At 65.9% G+C, this 17,994-nt stretch carries 19 protein-coding genes; 11 read left to right on the forward strand and 8 right to left on the reverse strand.

All coding sequences use genetic code 11. The features are described from left to right. From ACWW36_RS07255 to ACWW36_RS07270, 4 genes are read left to right on the forward strand one after another with little or no spacing between them, the layout of a single operon-like run. Positions 1–651 carry a DUF4129 domain-containing protein gene (locus tag ACWW36_RS07255; RefSeq protein ID WP_456140893.1) on the forward strand — a complete coding sequence of 217 codons (651 nt, stop codon included), beginning with the start codon at positions 1–3 and terminating at the stop codon, positions 649–651. Further along, entirely contained in the window at positions 648–1,799 is a 1,152-nt protein-coding gene (locus ACWW36_RS07260) for a DUF4350 domain-containing protein (protein WP_456140894.1), read from the forward strand. Before ACWW36_RS07255 ends, ACWW36_RS07260 begins: the two co-directional genes overlap by 4 nt. Beyond that, positions 1,796–2,770, forward strand: a complete 975-nt coding sequence (locus ACWW36_RS07265; RefSeq protein ID WP_456140895.1) for an AAA family ATPase — start codon at positions 1,796–1,798, stop codon at positions 2,768–2,770. The genes ACWW36_RS07260 and ACWW36_RS07265 overlap by 4 nt, the downstream gene beginning before the upstream one ends. Further along, on the forward strand, positions 2,770–4,092 hold the full coding sequence (locus tag ACWW36_RS07270; protein WP_456140896.1) for a DUF58 domain-containing protein: 1,323 nt from the start codon (positions 2,770–2,772) through the stop codon (positions 4,090–4,092). Before ACWW36_RS07265 ends, ACWW36_RS07270 begins: the two co-directional genes overlap by 1 nt. Here the strand turns inward: ACWW36_RS07270 and ACWW36_RS07275 are convergent. Beyond that, the gene (locus ACWW36_RS07275) at positions 4,089–5,081 is read right to left on the reverse strand and encodes a stage II sporulation protein M (RefSeq protein WP_456140897.1); all 993 of its coding nucleotides are present in this window, start codon (positions 5,079–5,081) and stop codon (positions 4,089–4,091) included. The genes ACWW36_RS07270 and ACWW36_RS07275 overlap by 4 nt on opposite strands. A gap of 28 nt (positions 5,082–5,109) precedes the next feature. Between ACWW36_RS07275 and ACWW36_RS07280 the strand changes: the two genes are divergently transcribed. Further along, entirely contained in the window at positions 5,110–5,964 is an 855-nt protein-coding gene (locus ACWW36_RS07280; protein ID WP_456140898.1) for an RDD family protein, read from the forward strand. Here the strand turns inward: ACWW36_RS07280 and ACWW36_RS07285 are convergent. Together ACWW36_RS07285 and ACWW36_RS07290 are read right to left on the reverse strand one after the other, a co-directional pair. Further along, entirely contained in the window at positions 5,961–6,455 is a 495-nt protein-coding gene (locus tag ACWW36_RS07285; protein WP_456140899.1) for an anthrone oxygenase family protein, read from the reverse strand. The two genes, ACWW36_RS07280 and ACWW36_RS07285, sit on opposite strands and share 4 nt — an antisense overlap. A gap of 68 nt (positions 6,456–6,523) precedes the next feature. After that, a complete protein-coding gene (locus ACWW36_RS07290; RefSeq protein WP_456140900.1) occupies positions 6,524–7,189 on the reverse strand; it encodes a DUF998 domain-containing protein in 666 nt (221 codons plus the stop codon). 78 nt (positions 7,190–7,267) lie between these two features. On the opposite strand from ACWW36_RS07290, the gene ACWW36_RS07295 reads away from it, so the two are divergent. Both ACWW36_RS07295 and ACWW36_RS07300 read left to right on the forward strand, forming a co-directional pair. Beyond that, entirely contained in the window at positions 7,268–7,903 is a 636-nt protein-coding gene (locus ACWW36_RS07295) for a TetR/AcrR family transcriptional regulator (RefSeq protein ID WP_456140901.1), read from the forward strand. Between the two features lie 9 nt (positions 7,904–7,912). Beyond that, positions 7,913–8,872 carry an AraC family transcriptional regulator gene (locus tag ACWW36_RS07300; RefSeq protein ID WP_456140902.1) on the forward strand — a complete coding sequence of 320 codons (960 nt, stop codon included), beginning with the start codon at positions 7,913–7,915 and terminating at the stop codon, positions 8,870–8,872. 397 nt (positions 8,873–9,269) lie between these two features. Here ACWW36_RS07300 and ACWW36_RS07305 read toward each other — a convergent pair whose 3' ends face one another. From ACWW36_RS07305 to ACWW36_RS07315, 3 genes are read right to left on the reverse strand one after another with little or no spacing between them, the layout of a single operon-like run. Further along, positions 9,270–10,427 carry a cation:proton antiporter gene (locus tag ACWW36_RS07305; protein ID WP_456140903.1) on the reverse strand — a complete coding sequence of 386 codons (1,158 nt, stop codon included), beginning with the start codon at positions 10,425–10,427 and terminating at the stop codon, positions 9,270–9,272. 12 nt (positions 10,428–10,439) lie between these two features. Further along, a complete protein-coding gene (locus ACWW36_RS07310) occupies positions 10,440–10,811 on the reverse strand; it encodes a hypothetical protein (protein WP_456140904.1) in 372 nt (123 codons plus the stop codon). Positions 10,812–10,826: 15 nt separating this feature from the next. Continuing rightward, entirely contained in the window at positions 10,827–12,176 is a 1,350-nt protein-coding gene (locus tag ACWW36_RS07315) for a carotenoid oxygenase family protein (protein WP_456140905.1), read from the reverse strand. A gap of 76 nt (positions 12,177–12,252) precedes the next feature. Between ACWW36_RS07315 and ACWW36_RS07320 the strand changes: the two genes are divergently transcribed. The 3 genes from ACWW36_RS07320 (at position 12,253) to ACWW36_RS07330 (ending at position 14,513) form a co-directional block, all read left to right on the forward strand. Next, entirely contained in the window at positions 12,253–12,780 is a 528-nt protein-coding gene (locus ACWW36_RS07320; RefSeq protein WP_456140906.1) for a PadR family transcriptional regulator, read from the forward strand. An 86-nt stretch (positions 12,781–12,866) separates the two neighbouring features. Beyond that, positions 12,867–13,601: a PadR family transcriptional regulator gene (locus tag ACWW36_RS07325; protein ID WP_456140907.1), complete on the forward strand. Its 735-nt coding sequence runs from the start codon at positions 12,867–12,869 to the stop codon at positions 13,599–13,601. Between the two features lie 39 nt (positions 13,602–13,640). Continuing rightward, positions 13,641–14,513: an oxidoreductase gene (locus tag ACWW36_RS07330; RefSeq protein ID WP_456142400.1), complete on the forward strand. Its 873-nt coding sequence runs from the start codon at positions 13,641–13,643 to the stop codon at positions 14,511–14,513. Between the two features lie 51 nt (positions 14,514–14,564). Here the strand turns inward: ACWW36_RS07330 and glpK are convergent, their stop codons facing one another. Next, the gene (gene glpK / locus ACWW36_RS07335) at positions 14,565–16,118 is read right to left on the reverse strand and encodes a glycerol kinase GlpK (protein WP_456142401.1); all 1,554 of its coding nucleotides are present in this window, start codon (positions 16,116–16,118) and stop codon (positions 14,565–14,567) included. A 1-nt stretch (position 16,119) separates the two neighbouring features. Here glpK and ACWW36_RS07340 point away from each other — a divergent pair, with 1 nt between their 5' ends. Beyond that, positions 16,120–16,902: a class I SAM-dependent methyltransferase gene (locus ACWW36_RS07340; RefSeq protein WP_456140908.1), complete on the forward strand. Its 783-nt coding sequence runs from the start codon at positions 16,120–16,122 to the stop codon at positions 16,900–16,902. Here ACWW36_RS07340 and ACWW36_RS07345 read toward each other — a convergent pair. Next, positions 16,820–17,992 carry an acyltransferase family protein gene (locus tag ACWW36_RS07345; RefSeq protein WP_456140909.1) on the reverse strand — a complete coding sequence of 391 codons (1,173 nt, stop codon included), beginning with the start codon at positions 17,990–17,992 and terminating at the stop codon, positions 16,820–16,822. The two genes, ACWW36_RS07340 and ACWW36_RS07345, sit on opposite strands and share 83 nt — an antisense overlap. Positions 17,993–17,994 lie beyond the last annotated feature (2 nt).

Consider the following 17,994-nt stretch of genomic DNA (forward strand, 5'->3'; position numbering starts at 1 on the left):
GTGCCGACCATAGACATCGATCGTGATGCCGCGCATGAGGCCGCGCAACATGAGCTTGGAAAGCCCATCTACCCCAAGGCATCACTGATCGACCGCATCTACGATTGGCTCGGCGAACTGTTCTACAAGCTCCTGTCCAAGGCTTCCTCTGTGCCCGGTGGCTGGTTCACGCTCACTGTTCTGCTGATCCTGGCCGCGATCGCCGTCGTCGTCGCCGTGCGGATCGCGCGGCGCACCATGCGCACCAATCGTGGAGGCGGCTACGGGTTATTCGGCGAACACGAACTCAGCGCCGCAGAACATCGTGCGACCGCCGAACAGTGTGCAGCGGAAGGTAATTGGGCGGCGGCGATCCGCCATCGGCTCAGGGCGTTGGCGCGGCAGTTGGAGGAGACGGCCGTGCTCGACCCCGTACCCGGCCGAACAGCAACCGAACTCGCCCGCGACGCCGGGCGCGCGCTACCGAATTTAGCCGCCGAATTGCTCCGCGCGGCAGATGCTTTCAACGACGTCACCTACGGCGAGCGGCCAGGGACGGAATCGGCCTATCGGATGATCGCCGACCTCGACGACCATCTGCGATTCCACACGCAGGCCGCCAGCAGTCCCGTGGCTACGGCACCGTCCGACAGCTGGGCGGAGGTGCGATGACCGACGTCGATACGGCCGTCGGCCCGACAGTTGTACAGCGGTGGCGCAATGCGCGGTGGGTGGTGCTGGCTTTGGTGGTCATCGTCGGCGTGGCAGCGCTGAGCACCTATCTGACCGCGCCACGACCGGGAGGCCGGATGGATCCGGCGTCGACGTCACCCGAAGGGGCACACGCACTGGTGACGTTGTTGCGTGACCACGGAGTAGATGTGGTCGAGGCCGATGACATGGCGGCGGTGGAGCGCGCCGCGCGCCCCGGCACGCTTCTGGTGGTGGTGCAGACCTTCCACTTGATCGACGCCGACCTGCTGCAGCGTTTGGCCGACCTGCCGGGCGACAGGCTCATCGTGGAACCGGTGTCGCGCACCCGCGAAGCGCTCGCGCCGCAGATCCGCCTCGCCGGCGCGACGACGTTCGGCGGAAACAAACCGGACTGCGACCTGCGCGAGGCCAAGCGCGCCGGTGAGGTCCAGTTCGGGCCCAGCGACGCCTACGAGGCGTCCGGCGAGGTGCCCGTGACGAGATGCTACGACGGCGCGCTCGTCCGTTACTCGCACGACGGACGCGACGTCACAGTCGTCGGCACCGCCGACTTCATGACCAACCAGGGGCTGCTGAAGGAAGGCAATGCCGCACTCGCCATGAACCTCGCCGGGACACGTTCCAGGATGATCTGGTACGCGCCTCAGCACAGCGAAGGTGGAGGCGAACCCGACGGCGGCGCAACGCTGCTCGATCTCATTCCCGACCAAGTCCCCTGGATCGTCTGGCAACTGTGCCTGGTCGTGGCCCTGGTCGCGTGGTGGAAGGGCCGCCGCATCGGTCCACTGGTCGCCGAGCAATTGCCGGTGGTCGTGCGTGCATCCGAGACCGCCGAGGGACGTGGACGGCTGTATCGGTCGCGTCGGGCCCGTGACCGGGCCGCCGAGGCGTTGCGAACGGCGACCCTGCAGCGGCTGTTGCCGCGGCTCGGTCTCGGACATGGCGCGCAGCCACCGGCCGTCGTGCAGGCGGTCGCCGAGCGGAGCGGACTCAACCCGCAGGCCGTGGCGGACACGCTGTTCGGTCCGCCGCCGGCCAGCGACCCCTTCTTGGTCAATCTCGCGCACGAACTCGACACCATTGAAAGGCAGGTGGCACAGTCGTGACTCAGCCAACGGCACCGACAACCGACCAGGAGCCCGCGCGAAATGCGCTGCTGGCGTTGCGTGGTGAGATCGCCAAGGCAGTCGTCGGTCAGGATGCGGTGGTGAGCGGCTTGGTGATCGCGCTGCTGTGCCGCGGTCACGTTCTGCTCGAAGGTGTTCCGGGCGTCGCGAAGACTCTGCTCGTGCGCACGCTCGCGGCTGCGCTGCAACTGGAGTTCAAGCGTGTCCAGTTCACCCCTGACCTCATGCCCGGCGACGTCACCGGTTCACTGGTATACGACGCGCGCACAGCAGAATTCGAGTTCCGCGCCGGGCCGGTGTTCACAAACCTGCTGCTTGCCGACGAGATCAACCGTACGCCGCCAAAGACTCAGGCCGCCTTGCTGGAAGCGATGGAGGAACGTCAGGTCAGCGTCGAAGGCCAGCCACGGCCGCTACCGGACCCGTTCATCGTCGCCGCAACGCAGAACCCGATCGAATACGAGGGCACCTATCAGCTGCCAGAGGCGCAGCTCGACCGGTTCCTGTTGAAGCTCAATGTGCCGCTGCCGCCGCGGGATCAGGAAATCGCGATACTCGACCGGCACGCCCGCGGATTTGATCCTCGTGACCTTTCCGCAGTGCAACCCGTCGCAGGGGCCGCCGACCTTAACGCAGGACGTGCGGCCGTCCGCCAGGTGCTGGTGGCTGACGAGGTGCTCGGCTATATCGTGGACATCGTTGGCGCAACACGACATTCGCCGTCTCTTCAACTCGGTGTGTCACCGCGCGGAGCCACCGCCCTGCTGGCCACGGCGCGATCATGGGCGTGGCTGTCCGGCCGCAACTACGTGACGCCCGACGACATCAAGGCGATGGCCCGGCCCACGCTGCGACACCGCATCCAGCTGCGTCCGGAGGCCGAACTCGAGGGCGCCAATCCTGACGGCGTGCTCGAGGGCATACTCGCGGCCGTGCCGGTTCCACGCTAGTGATCCTCACCGGCCGCACCGGCCTGGTGGCGCTGATCTGCGTTCTGCCGATTGCGTTCTCCCCGTGGCCTGCAACGGTTTTCGTCGTCCTGCTGGTAGCGCTGGCAGCGGCGGTGATATTGGATATTGCCTTTGCGGCCAGCACCCGCCGGCTGGCGTGCAGCCGGTCTGGCGAAACCGCGGCGCGGCTGGGGCAGCCTGTCGATGCCGTCCTGGTGGTCGAAAACTCCGGCCGCCGTCGGCTCCGTGGCCTGATTCGTGACGCTTGGCCGCCGAGCGCGCGCGCCGAACCCCGCACGCACCCTGTCGATCTCGCTCCAGGACAACGTGTTCGACTGGTAACCCGGCTGCAGCCCGTCCGCCGCGGCGATCAGCGTTCGGCGCTGGTCACCGCCCGCTCGCTCGGTCCCCTGGGATTGGCCGGACGGCAGAGCTCGCACCAAGTGCCGTGGCAGATCCGGATTCTGCCGCCGTTCCTTTCGCGCAAACATCTGCCGTCGCGGCTGGCCAAGTTACGCGAGCTCGAAGGGATGACACCGGTGTTGATTCGCGGCCAGGGCACCGAATTCGATTCGCTGCGTGAGTATGTCATCGGTGACGACGTCCGGTCCATCGACTGGCGGGCTACCGCACGGCGCGCCGATGTGGTGGTGCGCACGTGGCGCCCCGAACGCGACCGTCGCGTGGTCATCGTGCTCGACACCGGCCGCACATCGGCAGGCCGCGTTGGCGTCGACCCCACTGCCGGCGATCCCGGCGGGTGGCCGCGGCTGGACTGGTCGATGGATGCCGCGCTGCTGCTGGCCGCACTCGCCGCACGTGCGGGAGACCACGTCGACTTCATCGCCCACGACCGGGTGGCCCGCGCGGGCGTGTTCAACGCATCCCGCACCGAGCTGCTGGCCCAGCTCGTTGAGGCGATGGCACCACTGCAGCCGGCGTTGGTCGAATCCGATTCGCGCGCGATGGTGGCTGCGGTGCAAAGGCGCATCCGGCGACGCGCGCTGGTGGTGCTGTTGACCGATCTGAACGCGTCGGCGCTCGACGAGGGCTTGATGGGGGTGCTGCCGCAACTGTCCGCCAAACATCAGGTGCTGTTGGCTGCGGTCTCCGATCCGCGCGTGGACCTGCTCGCCGCAGGCCGTGCCGACGCGGCCGAGGTTTATGACGCGGCCGCCGCAGAACGGGCCCGCAACGACCGGCGGGCGATCGCGTCACGGCTGCGGCGCTCCGGTGTCGACGTGGTGGACGCCCCGCCGGAAGAATTGGCGCCGGCACTGGCCGATCACTACCTCGCGATGAAGGCCAGCGGCCGGCTCTAGCGGGTCGGCACGACGTCGGGCGCATCTTCGACGTCGCCTGATTCGCCCGCGCTGGCGGCTTTGCGGCCGAAGTGGAATATGTAAGAAAGGAAGGCGATTTCGGCCGCCGCGCCGATGCCTATGCGAACGAAGGTCGGCAGCGGCGACGGCGTCACCATGGCCTCGATCAACCCCGAGACCAGCAGCACACCGACCAGCCCGACCGCGACCGCGACGACCGCCCTGCCCTGTTCGGCCAGCACCTGCCCGCGCGGCCGGTTACCGGGCGACACCACCGACCAGCCAAGGCGCATCGCGGCGGCGGCGGCGAGGAACACCGCGGTCAGCTCGAGCAACCCGTGGGGGGTGAGCAGGCCCAGAAACACATCGGCCTTGCCGGCGTTGAACATAAATGCCGCGGCGACACCGAGATTCGCGGCGTTCTGAAACAGCACATACGGGATTGGTATGCCGAGCAGGACCGCGAACCCGATGCACTGTGCGGCAACCCACGAGTTGTTCACCCACACCTGCAAAGCGAACGATCCGGCGGGATTGTTGCTGTAGTACGACGCGAAATCGTGGTTGACCAATTCGTCTATCTCGGTTGGGGTTGCGATGGTCGACTGCACCTCGTGATTGCCCGACACCCAAACAGCGATCAGCACGGTGACGAAGAAGAACGCCACCGCCGTCGCCAACCACCACCGCCAAGCCCGGTAGGCGACGACGGGGAAGGACACTGTCCAGAATCTGGTGAACTCGCTCCACAGCGGCGCGTGCGCGCCAGTCACCGCCGAGCGTGCCCGCGCCACGAGACCGGACAGCCGGCCGATCAGCACCGCGTCGGCCGATGCGGACCGCACCATCGACAGGTGGGTCGACACCCGTTGATAGAGGTCGACCAGTTCGTCGACCTCGGCGCCCGTCAACCGGCGACGCCGCTTGACCAGCGCCTCGAGCCGGTCCCACGTCGGGCGATGCGCGAGCACGAACGCGTCGACATCCACATGGCGAATCCTAGTAGCGTGGGCGGTTATGGTCCGCCAGCAAGAACCCGTGGTGACCGGGGACGCGGTGGTGCTGGACGTTGCGATTGCGCAGTTACCGGTGCGGGCACTGTCCGCGATGATCGACATCACCGTGGTTCTCATCCTTTACATCGTCGGCGTGCTGTTGTGGGCGGCCACCCTGCTGGATCTCGACGATGCGTTGTCCGGCGCGGTGCTGATCATCTTCACGGTCTTGGCGTTCGTCGGGTATCCGATCGCATTCGAGACTGCAACGCGCGGGCGATCACTCGGCAAGATGGCGCTGGGGCTGCGCGTGGTGTCCGACGACGGTGGCCCGGAACGCTTCCGGCAGGCGTTGTTTCGCGCGCTCGCCGGACTGATCGAAATCTGGACGTTCACCGGCGGCCCCGCGGTGATCTGCAGCCTGTTGTCGCCCAACGGAAAGCGTATCGGCGACATATTCGCCGGCACGGTGGTGATCAGCGAACGCGCGGCGCGGCTAAAGCCGCCTCCGCCGATGCCGCCGCAGCTGGCGTGGTGGGCGTCCTCACTGCAACTGTCCGGCCTGCGCCCCGACCAGGCCGAGCTGGCTCGCCAATTCCTCTCGCGTGCACCGCAACTGACTCCCGCCGTACGCGACCAGATGGCCTACCGGATCGCGGGTGATGTCGTCGCGCAGATCTCGCCTCCACCACCGCCGGGTGCGCCGCCGCAGTTCGTCCTCGCGGCGGTGCTAGCCGAGCGGCATCGACGAGAACTGGCGCGGTTGCAGGTTCCACAGGTGGCCGGCGTTCCCCCGCAACCAGTCCCATATCAACCTGCCATGCCCCCGGCGCCGCCGCAGCACACGGACACCGGGGGCTTTGCACCACCGACCTAGCGGTAGCGGAGGCCGACCAGCATCAGTGCGGCCGCGATCACGCCGGTGGCGGTGCGAACGTGATTCCAGGCCGTCCAAGTCGAGAAGTAGGCCTGCCATTCACGTGCCGCATCGGCGGGCGAGAGGCCGACCGGGTTGACCGTGTCGAGGTGGTTGTTGAGCGGGACGTTTACCGCCATCGTGATGATCGCACCGACAATCGCGAGGATCGCGCCAACGAGAAGCCAGACGCTGCCGGGCTGCCGCAGCTGGATCACGGCGATGACGCCGACCACCAACGCCAGAATCGTCGCGCCGAAGTATGCGAGAAGAAACGCGGCGTTGGAGTTCGCTTCGGCGTTGATGCCGCGCATCGCGGTGATCGCATCGACGGGACCGGTGCGGTCAAGACCGCGCATGACGAATGTGGAGAACGCGTACATCATTCCGCCCGCGACGGCGGACAGGATCGCGGCGATCGAGGTCACGATGACAAAGGGGCTCGTATTCATGAGCAGAAGTCAACCGGGCGGGATCAGGACGATCCATCGTTTACCGTCCGGACCGCATACGCGTGCGTCTACGCGTGCTCCACGGTGCGATACAGCTTGACCGACACGGCCGTAAGCCACGTCCAGACCAGGACGACGGCCGCAGTGAACACGAGAATCGTTGCGGCGCCGCCGGATCCGGACGACAGTGCAACGAAGCTACCGCCGAACAGGACGCCGGTGATGCGCGAGAACCACGCCCATGAGGGTTGCCCGGCGCGGGCGAACCATGCGGCCAGCACGAAACACGCGGCGACCAGACACACGAATCCAACGGCCGCCGCCGCGAAATGGACCATCCCGTGCCAGCTGATTTCGCCGATGCCTGGCGGAGTGCCCGGAGGGGAACCGTCCGACGGGTCGGCCCGGAAGATGCCGGCGACGACGAGCGCCGAGCCGTAAGCACCGAGCAGCGCGGACGCCCATGCCGACAACCGGCCAGGCCCGAGCGCGCGCCGGACGCCAACCGCCGCGGCGATCGTCATCGCACCGGTGATCAGGAAGTTGGCGATCTGGATCCAGCCGAGGCTGCCGTTGGCGAGCTGACTGGCCGCGTGCCGGGTGGGGTCGAACCCGTCGCGCGTCGCGGCCTGGACCGCCACCACAACGACATAGATCGGACCGGCGATGATGCCGTAGCCGAGGAGCGACTTGGTGATCCGCACTGGTAATGGCGGGCAATCGGTGGTGGTCATGGCGTGCCTCCGTGTCAGAATAGAACTAGACGGTACAGTACTGAGAACTAGACTGTCTAGTACTGAATGGGAGGCGGCATGACCGGACCGGTGCTCGGACGTTCGGCGCGCAAGCGCCAGACCATCTTGTCTGCGGGACACGACCTGTTCTTGAGCAATGGCTATCAGGGCACCAGCGTGGATCAGATCGCCGCGTCGGCCGAGGTGTCAAAACAGACCGTGTACAAGCACTTTGGCGACAAGCACGAACTCCTGCTCGCGATCGTGAACGGGGCATTGGAGAGGACGGTCGCGCCGTTTCTCGACAGAATCGCCGCGTTGTCCGACACCACCGACCTCGAGGCAGACCTGACCACCCTGGCAGCCGACTATCTACGCGCGGTCCTGCAGGAGCCCGTCGTGCAACTGCGCCGATTGGTCGTCGGCGAGGCCAACCGGGTGCCCGAGCTTGCTCAGCTCTACTACGACCGTGCGCCCGCCCGTACGTTGGCCGCCTTCGCGAACTGTTTCTCCCGGCTGCATGACCGCGGCCTGCTGCACGCTCCCGAATCCGCTCTTGCCGCAGAGCATTTCGCGTTTCTGATCGTTGGGAGAGCCATTGATCAGGCATTGTTCTCCGGCGGGCCGCAGGTGCTCGCGGGCATCGACGTCGAAAACCACGTCCACGCGGGGGTCCGCGTCTTTCTGGCCGCCTATCAGGCACGCAAGGGATAAGCTCCCGGCGTGGACGCGCTGGTCGGGTTGCTCGACGGTGTGCGAGCGCGAGGCGCATTTGTGTTGCGGATGATGATGGACCCGCCGTGGTCGATGAGCATTCGCGACGAGGCGCCGCTGACATTGATCTGCCAGACGCACGGTAAAGCCGTGATCGTCGGCGAGACCAGTGGAACGGTCTGGCTAGGACCGGGTGATGTCGCCCTGACCCGCGGCACAGAGCACTACGTTTTCGCAGACGACCCGACGACCGCGCCGATGGTCGTCATCCATCCCGGGCAGCGCTGCACGACGCTGTCGGGTGAGGATCTGCGGTTCGAGATGTCGATCGGAGTGCGCACGTGGGGCAATAGCGCGGCGGGCGCCACGCGATCGGTGGTCTGCGCCTACGAGGGCCGCAGCGAGGTCAGTGCCAGACTGCTCGACGCGCTGCCGCCGGTGTTGGTGCTTCGCGCCGACGAATGGGACACCCCGCTGGTCGACCTGTTGGCGACCGAGGCCGGCTGCGACGGTGCGGGTCAGGAGGCGTACCTCGACCGGTTACTCGATCTGCTGCTGATCGCCGTGCTGCGGACGTGGTTCGACCGCGACGCCAATGCGCCCACCTGGTGGCACGCCGAGCACGACGCCATCGTCGGCCCGGCGCTGAAACTGATCTACAACAACCCCGCTCACCCGTGGACAGTCGCCAATCTCGCTGCGGCCGTTGGCTGTTCACGTGCGGTGTTCGCCCGCCGCTTCACCGAGCAAGTCGGAGAGCCGCCGATCGCCTTCCTGACGAGCTGGCGGCTGGCGTTGGCGGCCGATCTGCTACAGGACAGTCAAGCCACCATTGCGGCAGTAGCCCGACAGGTCGGCTACAGCACACCGTTCGCATTGAGTAGCGCATTCAAACGTGCGTATGGTGTCAGCCCCAACACCCACCGCGCGGCCGCGGGCTATCCCGCCGAGACGGCAGAAGCGCTCTGAGACCGTGGAGTCTTCCATTTCGGTCTGGTGCGGCGACCGCCCGTTTTGCTACCGTCGAATGGTTGGAATCGCAGCCAGGTCGGGCTGCAGCTAGCCGCTCTAAGCCGCTGGCTCGCAGAAGCATCAGCTTGTGCCGACCACTCTGGTGACATTGATACATCGCGACGCCGTCACCGGCCGCTCGTCTGCAAATCAGTTTTCAAACCGCCGGCGGCGCACGCGCGCGAGGGGTTCTGTCCTCCTCTTCCCCATCGAGGGCCACGAGGAGACGGCGGTACGCGTGCGGACATATGGCTTGCAATGGGTGGAAACCGTGGCTGGGTCGGAAGCCTGCTGCAAAAGCGATGAGGATCCCGGCTCTGGCGTTCAGCAGCGAAGCGCCTGCCTCATTGCCGCCCTAGCCGGCAGCGGAGTTCGGCTCTGCGGCGCTCTGACGCCGGGCCGCGAGCACTCCCGCACCAGAAGTGGTCGCAATGGTGACCAGTGCGCCCAGCATCAATGCCGACGGCTCGCCAGGGGCGAGCAGGTGCTGCTCGGTGCCCAGCGTCGCGGCGGCGACCGGAACACCGAGTTGCGCGGCGGCCAGCACCGCCAATGTCAGCGGTTGGCCGAACAGCCGGCCCACACAATGCGCGAGCACAGCGCCAAGGCCCAGGCCCACGCCCAGCAGAATCAGCCAGGGGTGCTCGCCCAGCTCACGCACCTGAAGCGAGGCGCCCAGCCACACGAAGAACAGTGGACCGAAGAAGCCCTCGGTGATGCCGAACAGCTGGCGGGCCAGCCTGCGTGGTTCGCCAACCGCTGAGACGACGAGGCCAAGAGCGAAACCCGCCAGCATGATCGATACGTGTGTGCTAATTGCCAACGCGCACAATGTGAACAGCACGATCAGGCTGAGCCGCAGTTCGAGCGCGAAGCGGCGCTTTTCGGAGTATTGGTGCAATCGCCTGCGCCATCCGCGTCTCTGGGCGGTCCGCAGCCCGAGGTACACCAGCGCCGCGCAGCCGGCAATAGCCGCAGCGCCGAGAGCTGCTCGCGACGCTTGCGCGGGATTGATCACCAACGGCAGCAACACAATTGACGTGGCATCAGCGATGGCAATCTGCGTCGTCACCGAAAGGACAGGTGCGCCACCGAGGCCCAGCGAGTCGATCACAGGGAGCGCAAGGGCAGCCGAGGACGATGCCATCAGCACTGCATAGAGCGCCGCGTGTCCAGTACCGAATGCCTGTGCCAACACCACCCCCAGCGCGGCCGCAGCAGCTCCGACGGCGATGGCACGGACCAACGCCTTCGGGATCGCCGTTCGCAATGTCGTGTCGCGCACCGGGACATGTGTGCCGACGACGAACATCACCAGCGCGAAGCCGACGTTCGCAAGCAGGCTGAAGGTGGGGTTGGTGTTGTCGACGATGCCGAACCCGGTCCGGCCGACGACCAGCCCTGCGATCAATTCGCCGATGATGACGGGAATCGCAAACCGCGGCACCGATGCCAGCAGTGGGCCCGCCATCCCGATGACGGCCAGCAGCGCCAGCGTGTCCAAACCGAACATGTCAGCGCACTATTACCAGGAAACCAAATGGCAAGGAATGTCGGTGTTTTCGTCGGTCAGATAGCTGGCACAGACCCGGTGATAGCCGTCGGCGATCTGTAGCGCATACCCGCCGATCGCGCTGCCTCGCACAAGCAGGATCGGCGAGAGTTTCTTGCCGTCGCTGATCTTGGATAAATCGGCCTTGACGTGTGCATTGGTCTCGGGTAGCAGGGCCAGGTGTGCTGCTCGCAGAATGTCTTTGGCCTTGCGGTACACCGGCTTTGATTTGCGCAACTCCCCGACAGTCTTCTCAACGGCGGCAGGCTCCCCGAGCATGCTCAGGTAGTCCGCCGCCGCCTCGTAGTCGTGAGCCTCAGGTTCGTCGAGCCACTTGACCGCCATGAGCGGTCACGTTACTCAACTGGCGATCCAGTTTCCGTGGAATCCGAACGGGACACGCTGCGGCAGTTTGATTCTGGCAACTGGCGGTCCGGTGAAATCGGCCGCGTCAAGGATCACCAGATCGCTGCCGTCGCGCGCGGGGTCGTAGACATACCCCACATACCAGCCGCTACTCTCGTCGGCTGCACCCGAACCCGGCGCGAAGACCGCCTCACCCGGGACACCGGGTGCCTCTGCCGTGCCGAACCTGTGCTCGGCCGCGGTTCCAGTGCTCAAGTCGTAGCGCACCAGCTTGTTGGTCCCGACAGAGACGGCGTAACGGGCGGGCAGGGTGGCGCGCCGGTCGTCGATGCGGGGAAATTCCACCGGTCGGTCATCGATCTGACGTTCGGTGACGCCGCCCGTCTCAAGGTCGATCGTCCAGCTCCACAGCGTGCCATTGGTGTCGAATCCACCACTGTCACGCCATAGTTCGGGATACCGCACAGCGTCCAAGGTGATGCGGGTACCGCTGACTCCGGTTGTTTCGTATGCGTTGGCGACGTGGAACACGTAGCACGGGTCGATCTCGAACCAGCGGACCGGCCCGAATGGATCGTCGCGACGCATCACACCCAAGCGCGCGCCGTAGTTGTCGTCCCAGCGATAGGGCATGTCGCCGTCGCCCTTCAACGCGACGTCGAGGTTGAACACGACCGGCAGGTCCATGAAAACGACGTGCTCGGCGGTCAGCGCGAAGTCGTGCATCATCGTGAGCGCTTTGACGTCGAGGGGGCGGTTGATCGTCAACTCGCCGTTGGCGTCGGCCCGGTGGTAGGTGACATGCGGCTCGAAGATGTTGCCGTAACCGAAGAAGTGCATCTCGCCGGTGGTCGGGCAGATCTTGGGGTGCGCGGTCATCGAGTCGACCAGCTTGCCGCCGAAGTCATAGGCGCCGATGGTCTCCAGGTCGTTGGTGATCTCGTAAGGCAGCGACGATTCGACCAGCGCCAGGGTCTTGCCTGCGTGATTGACGAGGTGGGTATTAGCGGTGCCGGCCCGCAGGTTGCGGGTGCCGTCGGCGTTGTAAAGCGGGAAGTCCTCTTTGAAGCTGTCGGTGCGCACCCAGCGGTTGCGGTACCAGGCGGCGCGTCCGCCTTGCAGCCGGACTCCGTGGATCATGCCGTCGCCGGTGAACCAGTGCGCGGTGGCCTGGCGGGGGTTGGGACCGTTCCGCAGGTACCAGCCGTCGAGTTCAGACGGAATAGCGCCCTCCACGGGAAGGTCGAACTCGGTCAGTTCGTCGGTGACGGGTGCGTAGTTGCCCCGCTGGAAGAACTGGCCGGTGCCGAAGAGGGCTGAGGTGTCGGACGTGGTTTTGGTCATCGGGATCTCCATTCGGGTTGATCCAACAATGACATTCCACTAGTGACATGTCAAGAGTGGAATGTAGGATGTTGCTGTGAGTTTGCGAATCGCGGCATTGGGACTGCTGGCCCAAGAACCCGGCAGCGGATATGACCTGCTCAAACACTTCGAGAAGTCGATGGCCAACGTCTGGCCGGCGACCCAGAGCCAGCTTTACGGCGAGCTCAACAAGCTCGCCGCCGCCGGCCTGATCGAGGTGTCCGACCTCGGTCCCCGGGGCCGCAAGGAATACCGCATCACCGAAGCGGGCCGTACCGAGCTCCGCCGCTGGGTGGCCAACCCCCAGGACGATCCGCCGTTCCGAAGCGTCCCGCTATTGCGGGTATTCATGCTCGGCGAGATCCCCCCAGAGGACGCGCGCAAGCACATGGTGGCGACGGCCGAGCACGCAGATGCCGAGGTCAGACGGCTCGAAGACCTCCGCGACTCCATCGACTGGGATGCCGACGACGGCCTGTTCTACGGTCGCGCCGCGCTGGAGTACGGGCTGCGGCTGAATGCAATGGAAGCGGAGTGGGCGCGCTGGGTGGTCGCGACGGTCGACGAGAACGCCAAGAAATAATCGTTGCATCGCGATAGGTTCCGATATATCGTTGACGTATCGGAAGCGCATTCGGCCTTTCCGTCACAAACGTAAGGAACCAACACATGACTAACCCATTCACACCACCACCCGGCGGATTCGGCTTCGGCTTCGGACCCGGCGACCGCCGCGCCTTCCATCAGCAGCGGCGGCAGGCCCGCCGCGAGTTCCGCGATCATCTCCGCGACCACCTGCGCGAGCAGGACGCCGGACACGACGGGCCCTTCGGCCCCGGATTCGGTCCCGGTCGCGGTTTCGGCCCTGGCCGAGGCGGCTTCGAGTTCGGTTTCGACCCCCGCGGCGGCTTCGGCTTTGGCCCCGGTCACCGCGGCCGAGGTCGCGGCGGACGTGGACGCGGCAAGCGCGGAGACGTGCGTGCCGCGATCCTCAAGCTGCTGGCCGAGCGGCCTATGCACGGCTACGAGATGATTCAGGAAATCGGCGAGCGCAGCCAGAACCTCTGGCGGCCCAGCCCCGGCTCGGTCTACCCGACGCTTCAGCTGCTCGTCGACGAGGGCCTGCTGGTCGCGCGCGAAAGCGAAGGCAGCAAGAAGCTCTTCGAGCTGACCGACGAAGGTCGTGCCGCCGCCGACAAGATCGAAACCCCTCCGTGGGAGGAGATCACCGAGGGCTTCAAAGATGAGCCCGGACACGTCAACCTTCGCAGCGCCGTAGGGCAGCTGATGGGCGCCGTCGCTCAATCCGCGTATGCCACCGATGAGGAGCAGCAGCAGCGGATCGTCGACATCATCAACACCGCCCGGCGAGAGATCTACGGCATCCTCGGGGAATCCGACTAACACGGAATAAGCCCAGCGGGACAGGTGTACGGAATGTATATGCAAACCTTCCCGCTGGGCCCATTCCACGTCGGCCGCGTCGGCTTCGGCGCCATGCAGCTCCCCGGACCGGGGGTGTTCGGGCCGCCGCGCGATCACGACCAGGCGATCGCCGTGCTGGGGCGTGCAATTGAGTTGGGTATCAACCACATCGACACCGCGCAGTTCTACGGGCCGAACGTCTCCAACGAACTGATCCGAGAAGCCCTGCACCCCTACCCGAAAGACCTCGCTCTGGTCAGCAAGGTGGGAGCACGCCGCGACGACGCCGGGGCGTGGCAGCCAGCGCAGGAGCCCGACGCGTTGCGCGCCGACATCGAAGAGAACCTGCGCACGCTGGACGTCGACCGCCTCGCCGCGGTCAATCTGCGCATCCACGCCGGTGATCCGAGTTCGGTCGGCCCGGTGGACCGCGAACTGTTCGACCGCCAGCTCACCGCGATGATCAAGGCCCGCGACGAAGGTCTCATCGCTGGCATCGGGTTGAGCAGCATCAGCATCGAACATCTACAGATCGCGCTGGACCGCACCGAGATCGTCACCGTCCAGAACGCGTACAACCTCGTCGACCGCACGTCGCAGCCCGTACTCGACGCTTGCAATGAACGCGGCATCTCATTCGTCCCGTTCTTCCCGCTCGGGTCTGGCTTCACCGCCGACAACCCCGTGCTCGGCCATCCTGCTGTGCAGCGCGAAGCTTCCAAACTCGGTCGCACGCCGGCGCAGATCGCGCTCGCGTGGACGTTGTCGATTGCACCGAACGTCTTGCTGATTCCGGGCACCTCGTCGGTGCAGCACCTCGAGGAGAACACGGCCGTCGCGGACATCGAACTCGACGACGAGACCAAGAAGCAGCTCGACGCCGCGGCCTAGTCGCGATTTGTGCACCGTTTGTTGCGCTCAGCGATACAAAACGTGCACAAGTCACTCGACGTCGACCCAGTCCAGCGTCCGCTGCACCGCCTTCTGCCAACCCGCATAACCTTCGGCGCGCTGCTCATCAGACCACTGAGGCGTCCAGCGCTGGCCCTCTTGCCAGTTGGCGCGAAGGTCGTCGGGGTTTTCCCAAAACCCGACGGCAAGGCCCGCGGCGTAGGCCGCACCCAGTGCAGTCGTCTCTGCGACAACGGGTTTCACGACGTCGACACCGAGCACGTCGGCCTGGATCTGCATGCACAGATCGTTGGCGGTGATGCCGCCGTCGACCTTGAGCACGTCCATGTGCACACCGGAATCGGCCTCCATCGCGTCGACAACGTCGCGGCTCTGGTAGCAGATCGACTCCAGCGTCGCGCGCGCGATATGAGCGTTGGTGTTGTAGCGGGACAGCCCGACGATGGCGCCGCGGGCATCCGATCGCCAGTACGGCGCGAACAACCCCGAGAACGCAGGCACGAAGTAGACCCCGCCGTTGTCGTCGACCTCGCGCGCCAGCGCCTCGCTGTGGGCGGCGTCGCGGATGATGCCCAGCTGGTCGCGCAGCCACTGCACGGCCGAACCCGTGACGGCGATCGAACCCTCCAGTGCGTAAACGGGTTTGGCGTCGCCGAATTGGTAGCACACCGTGGTCAGCAGCCCGTTCTCGGACCGCACCATCTTCTCGCCTGTGTTCAGCAGCAGGAAATTCCCTGTGCCGTAAGTATTTTTGGCCTCACCGGCGTCCAGGCACACCTGCCCGACCATCGCGGCCTGCTGGTCGCCGAGGATTCCCGTCAACGGCACCTGCCCGCTGACCGGACCGTCGTCACGCGTGATGCCAAACGACTCCGGGTACGACGACGGCTTGATCTGCGGCAGCATCTGACGCGGAATGTCGAAGAACGACAACAACTCGTCGTCCCAGTCCAGCGTCTCCAGATTCATCAGCATCGTGCGGCTGGCGTTGGTGACGTCGATGGCGTGCACACCACCGCGGGGTCCACCGGTCAGATTCCACAGCACCCAGCTGTCCGGTGTACCGAAGATCGCGTCGCCCTTTTCGGCGTCACTGCGCACACCGTCGACGTTCTCCAGAATCCACTGCACCTTGCCCGCCGAAAAATATGTGGCAGGCGGCAGACCGGCTTTGCGGCGGATGACGTCACCGCGGCCGTCGCGGTCCAGCGCCGAGGCGATGCGATCCGTGCGGGTGTCCTGCCAGACGATCGCGTTGTAGTACGGCCTGCAGGTCTTGCGGTTCCACACCAGCGCGGTCTCCCGCTGGTTGGTGATGCCCATCGCGGCCAGGTCGGTCGCCGACAGTTTGGTCTTGTTGAGCGCGGACATGACGACCGACGCCGTGCGCTCCCAGATCTCGACCGGGTTGTGCTCCACCCAACCCGCTTTGGGCAGGATCTGCTCGTGTTCGAGCTGATGACGGCCGACTTCGGCGCCGTCGTGGTCGAAGATCATGCACCGAGTGCTGGTGGTGCCCTGGTCGATCGCTGCGACGAACTCGGCCAACTTCGCGCTCCCTCCTGGCGGCTCCCAATCGACCATCATGGTCTACATGACTTCCTCAACAGTCGACATTGACCGCATGCCCCGCGGCGGCCCCGACGCGTCGTGCATCGATCGGCTGCTGGAGACCGACCGGCCCGAGTACCTCGACCGCGACGACGTCGACGAGGGTGTCAAGCGCAGCGTGATCCGCGCACTGGAGTGGACGGGCCAAGTGTTCGGCAACACCGAGAGATTCGCGCGCATCGCCCTCGACGAGGTGGCTGACGTGCCCGATCCCAAGATCCTCGAGCTCGGCGCGGGTCACGGCGGACTGTCGCGCAAATTGCTCGAATGGCATCCCACAGCCGAACTCACGGTCACCGACGTCGAAGCCGCGTCCGTGGCGGCCATGCGAGCGAGCGATCTCGGGGAGCACCCGCGGGCGACAGTGCGCCAAATGGATGCGACGGCGATCGATGCCGCCGACGGCTACTTCGATCTGGCCGTGTTCGCGTTTTCGTTTCACCACCTGCCGCCGCCGCTGGCGTCGAAGGTGTTCGCCGAAGGCACGCGCGCCGCGGCCAAGCTGCTGATCATCGACCTACCACGCCCGCCGTCGCCGCTGCACATCCTGCGGCTGGCGACCATGTTGCCGCTCGCTCCGGTGGTGCCGTTCGTGCACGACGGCGTGATCAGCTCGCTACGGACGTACAGCCCGTCGGCGCTGCGAGCGCTGGCCGCGCACGCCGATCCGGCGATCAATGTGGAGCTGCGCGGCGGGCTGATGAGCCCGCAAGTCGTGGTCTCGTCAGCCGGTGCAAAACCCAGGCCACAGGAATAGTCAGCGCCAGCGTCAGCGCGAAAAGACCCAACACCGAGCCGGTGTACACCGGCCAGCGCAGCACCGAGGCCATCACGATCTCCATCACGATGACGTGCACGAGAAAGATCTCGTAGGAGATCTCGCCGAGCCACACCATCGGCGTGCTGGAGAGCAGGCGGACATACCAGCCGCGGTCCCCCAGCGCGGGCGGGGCGACTACCAGCGTCGCGATCGCCGCATAGAACATCACCCTCGCCACGTCCTGCCCCAGATCCGGCGACGGTGACGTCGTATCGCCGGCGATCGGCGTGGCCGCAACGAGATAAGCCGCCACGGCAATCGGTATGACCGCCGCTGCGTAGCAACGGAATTCGATCGCCTGCAGCACTGCCAGCATCATCCCGCCGACAAACCACACCAGATAATGTGGCAGCCAGAAACCCGAACCTTTGGGCAGCCAATCGGTCGTGTGTATGGCGACCAGCCAGAGCGGGCTTACGGCGCCCAGCGCCGCCAAGCCGGCCAGCAGCAGTCCCGGTCGCCAGCGTCGCCGGCACAGAACAGTCAGCAACAGATAGGCCATCGGCGGCAGCGCCGCGTAAAACGCGATCTCGACCGCGAGGCTCCACATCTGCGTCAAGCCCTGATGCAGATACGTACTCAAGTAATCGCCGCTGTAGATCTGGGTCAGCGTCAAGTGCCGCAACAGCCCCGACCAGGTGTGACCGGGATTCGGCCCCGGGTCGCGGAATTCGTAGATGGCGTAGGCCGCCAGCACCGTGACGATGTAGGCGGGCATCAGCCGCCGGATTCGATTGCGCGCGTAGCGCCGCACCGACGGGGTTGGACCGCCTGTGGCGGCGGCTCGCACCCACGGGCCGAACAGCAGGAACCCCGACAACACGAAGAACACCGCGACGCCGATGTCCATGCGTTCGTACAGCAGCCCGACATAGCCGTGTGTGATCTTGCCGGTGCCGTACGCCGCGTGAGTGCCCATCACGAGCAGCGCCGCGACGGTGCGCACACCCGTGAGCGACGCGACGCGGTCGACAGTCGATACCTGTTCGAGTCCACCCTGGTCAACATCGCTCGATGTCGGCCTCATGC

Source organism: Mycobacterium sp. MMS18-G62, from assembly GCF_053877835.1.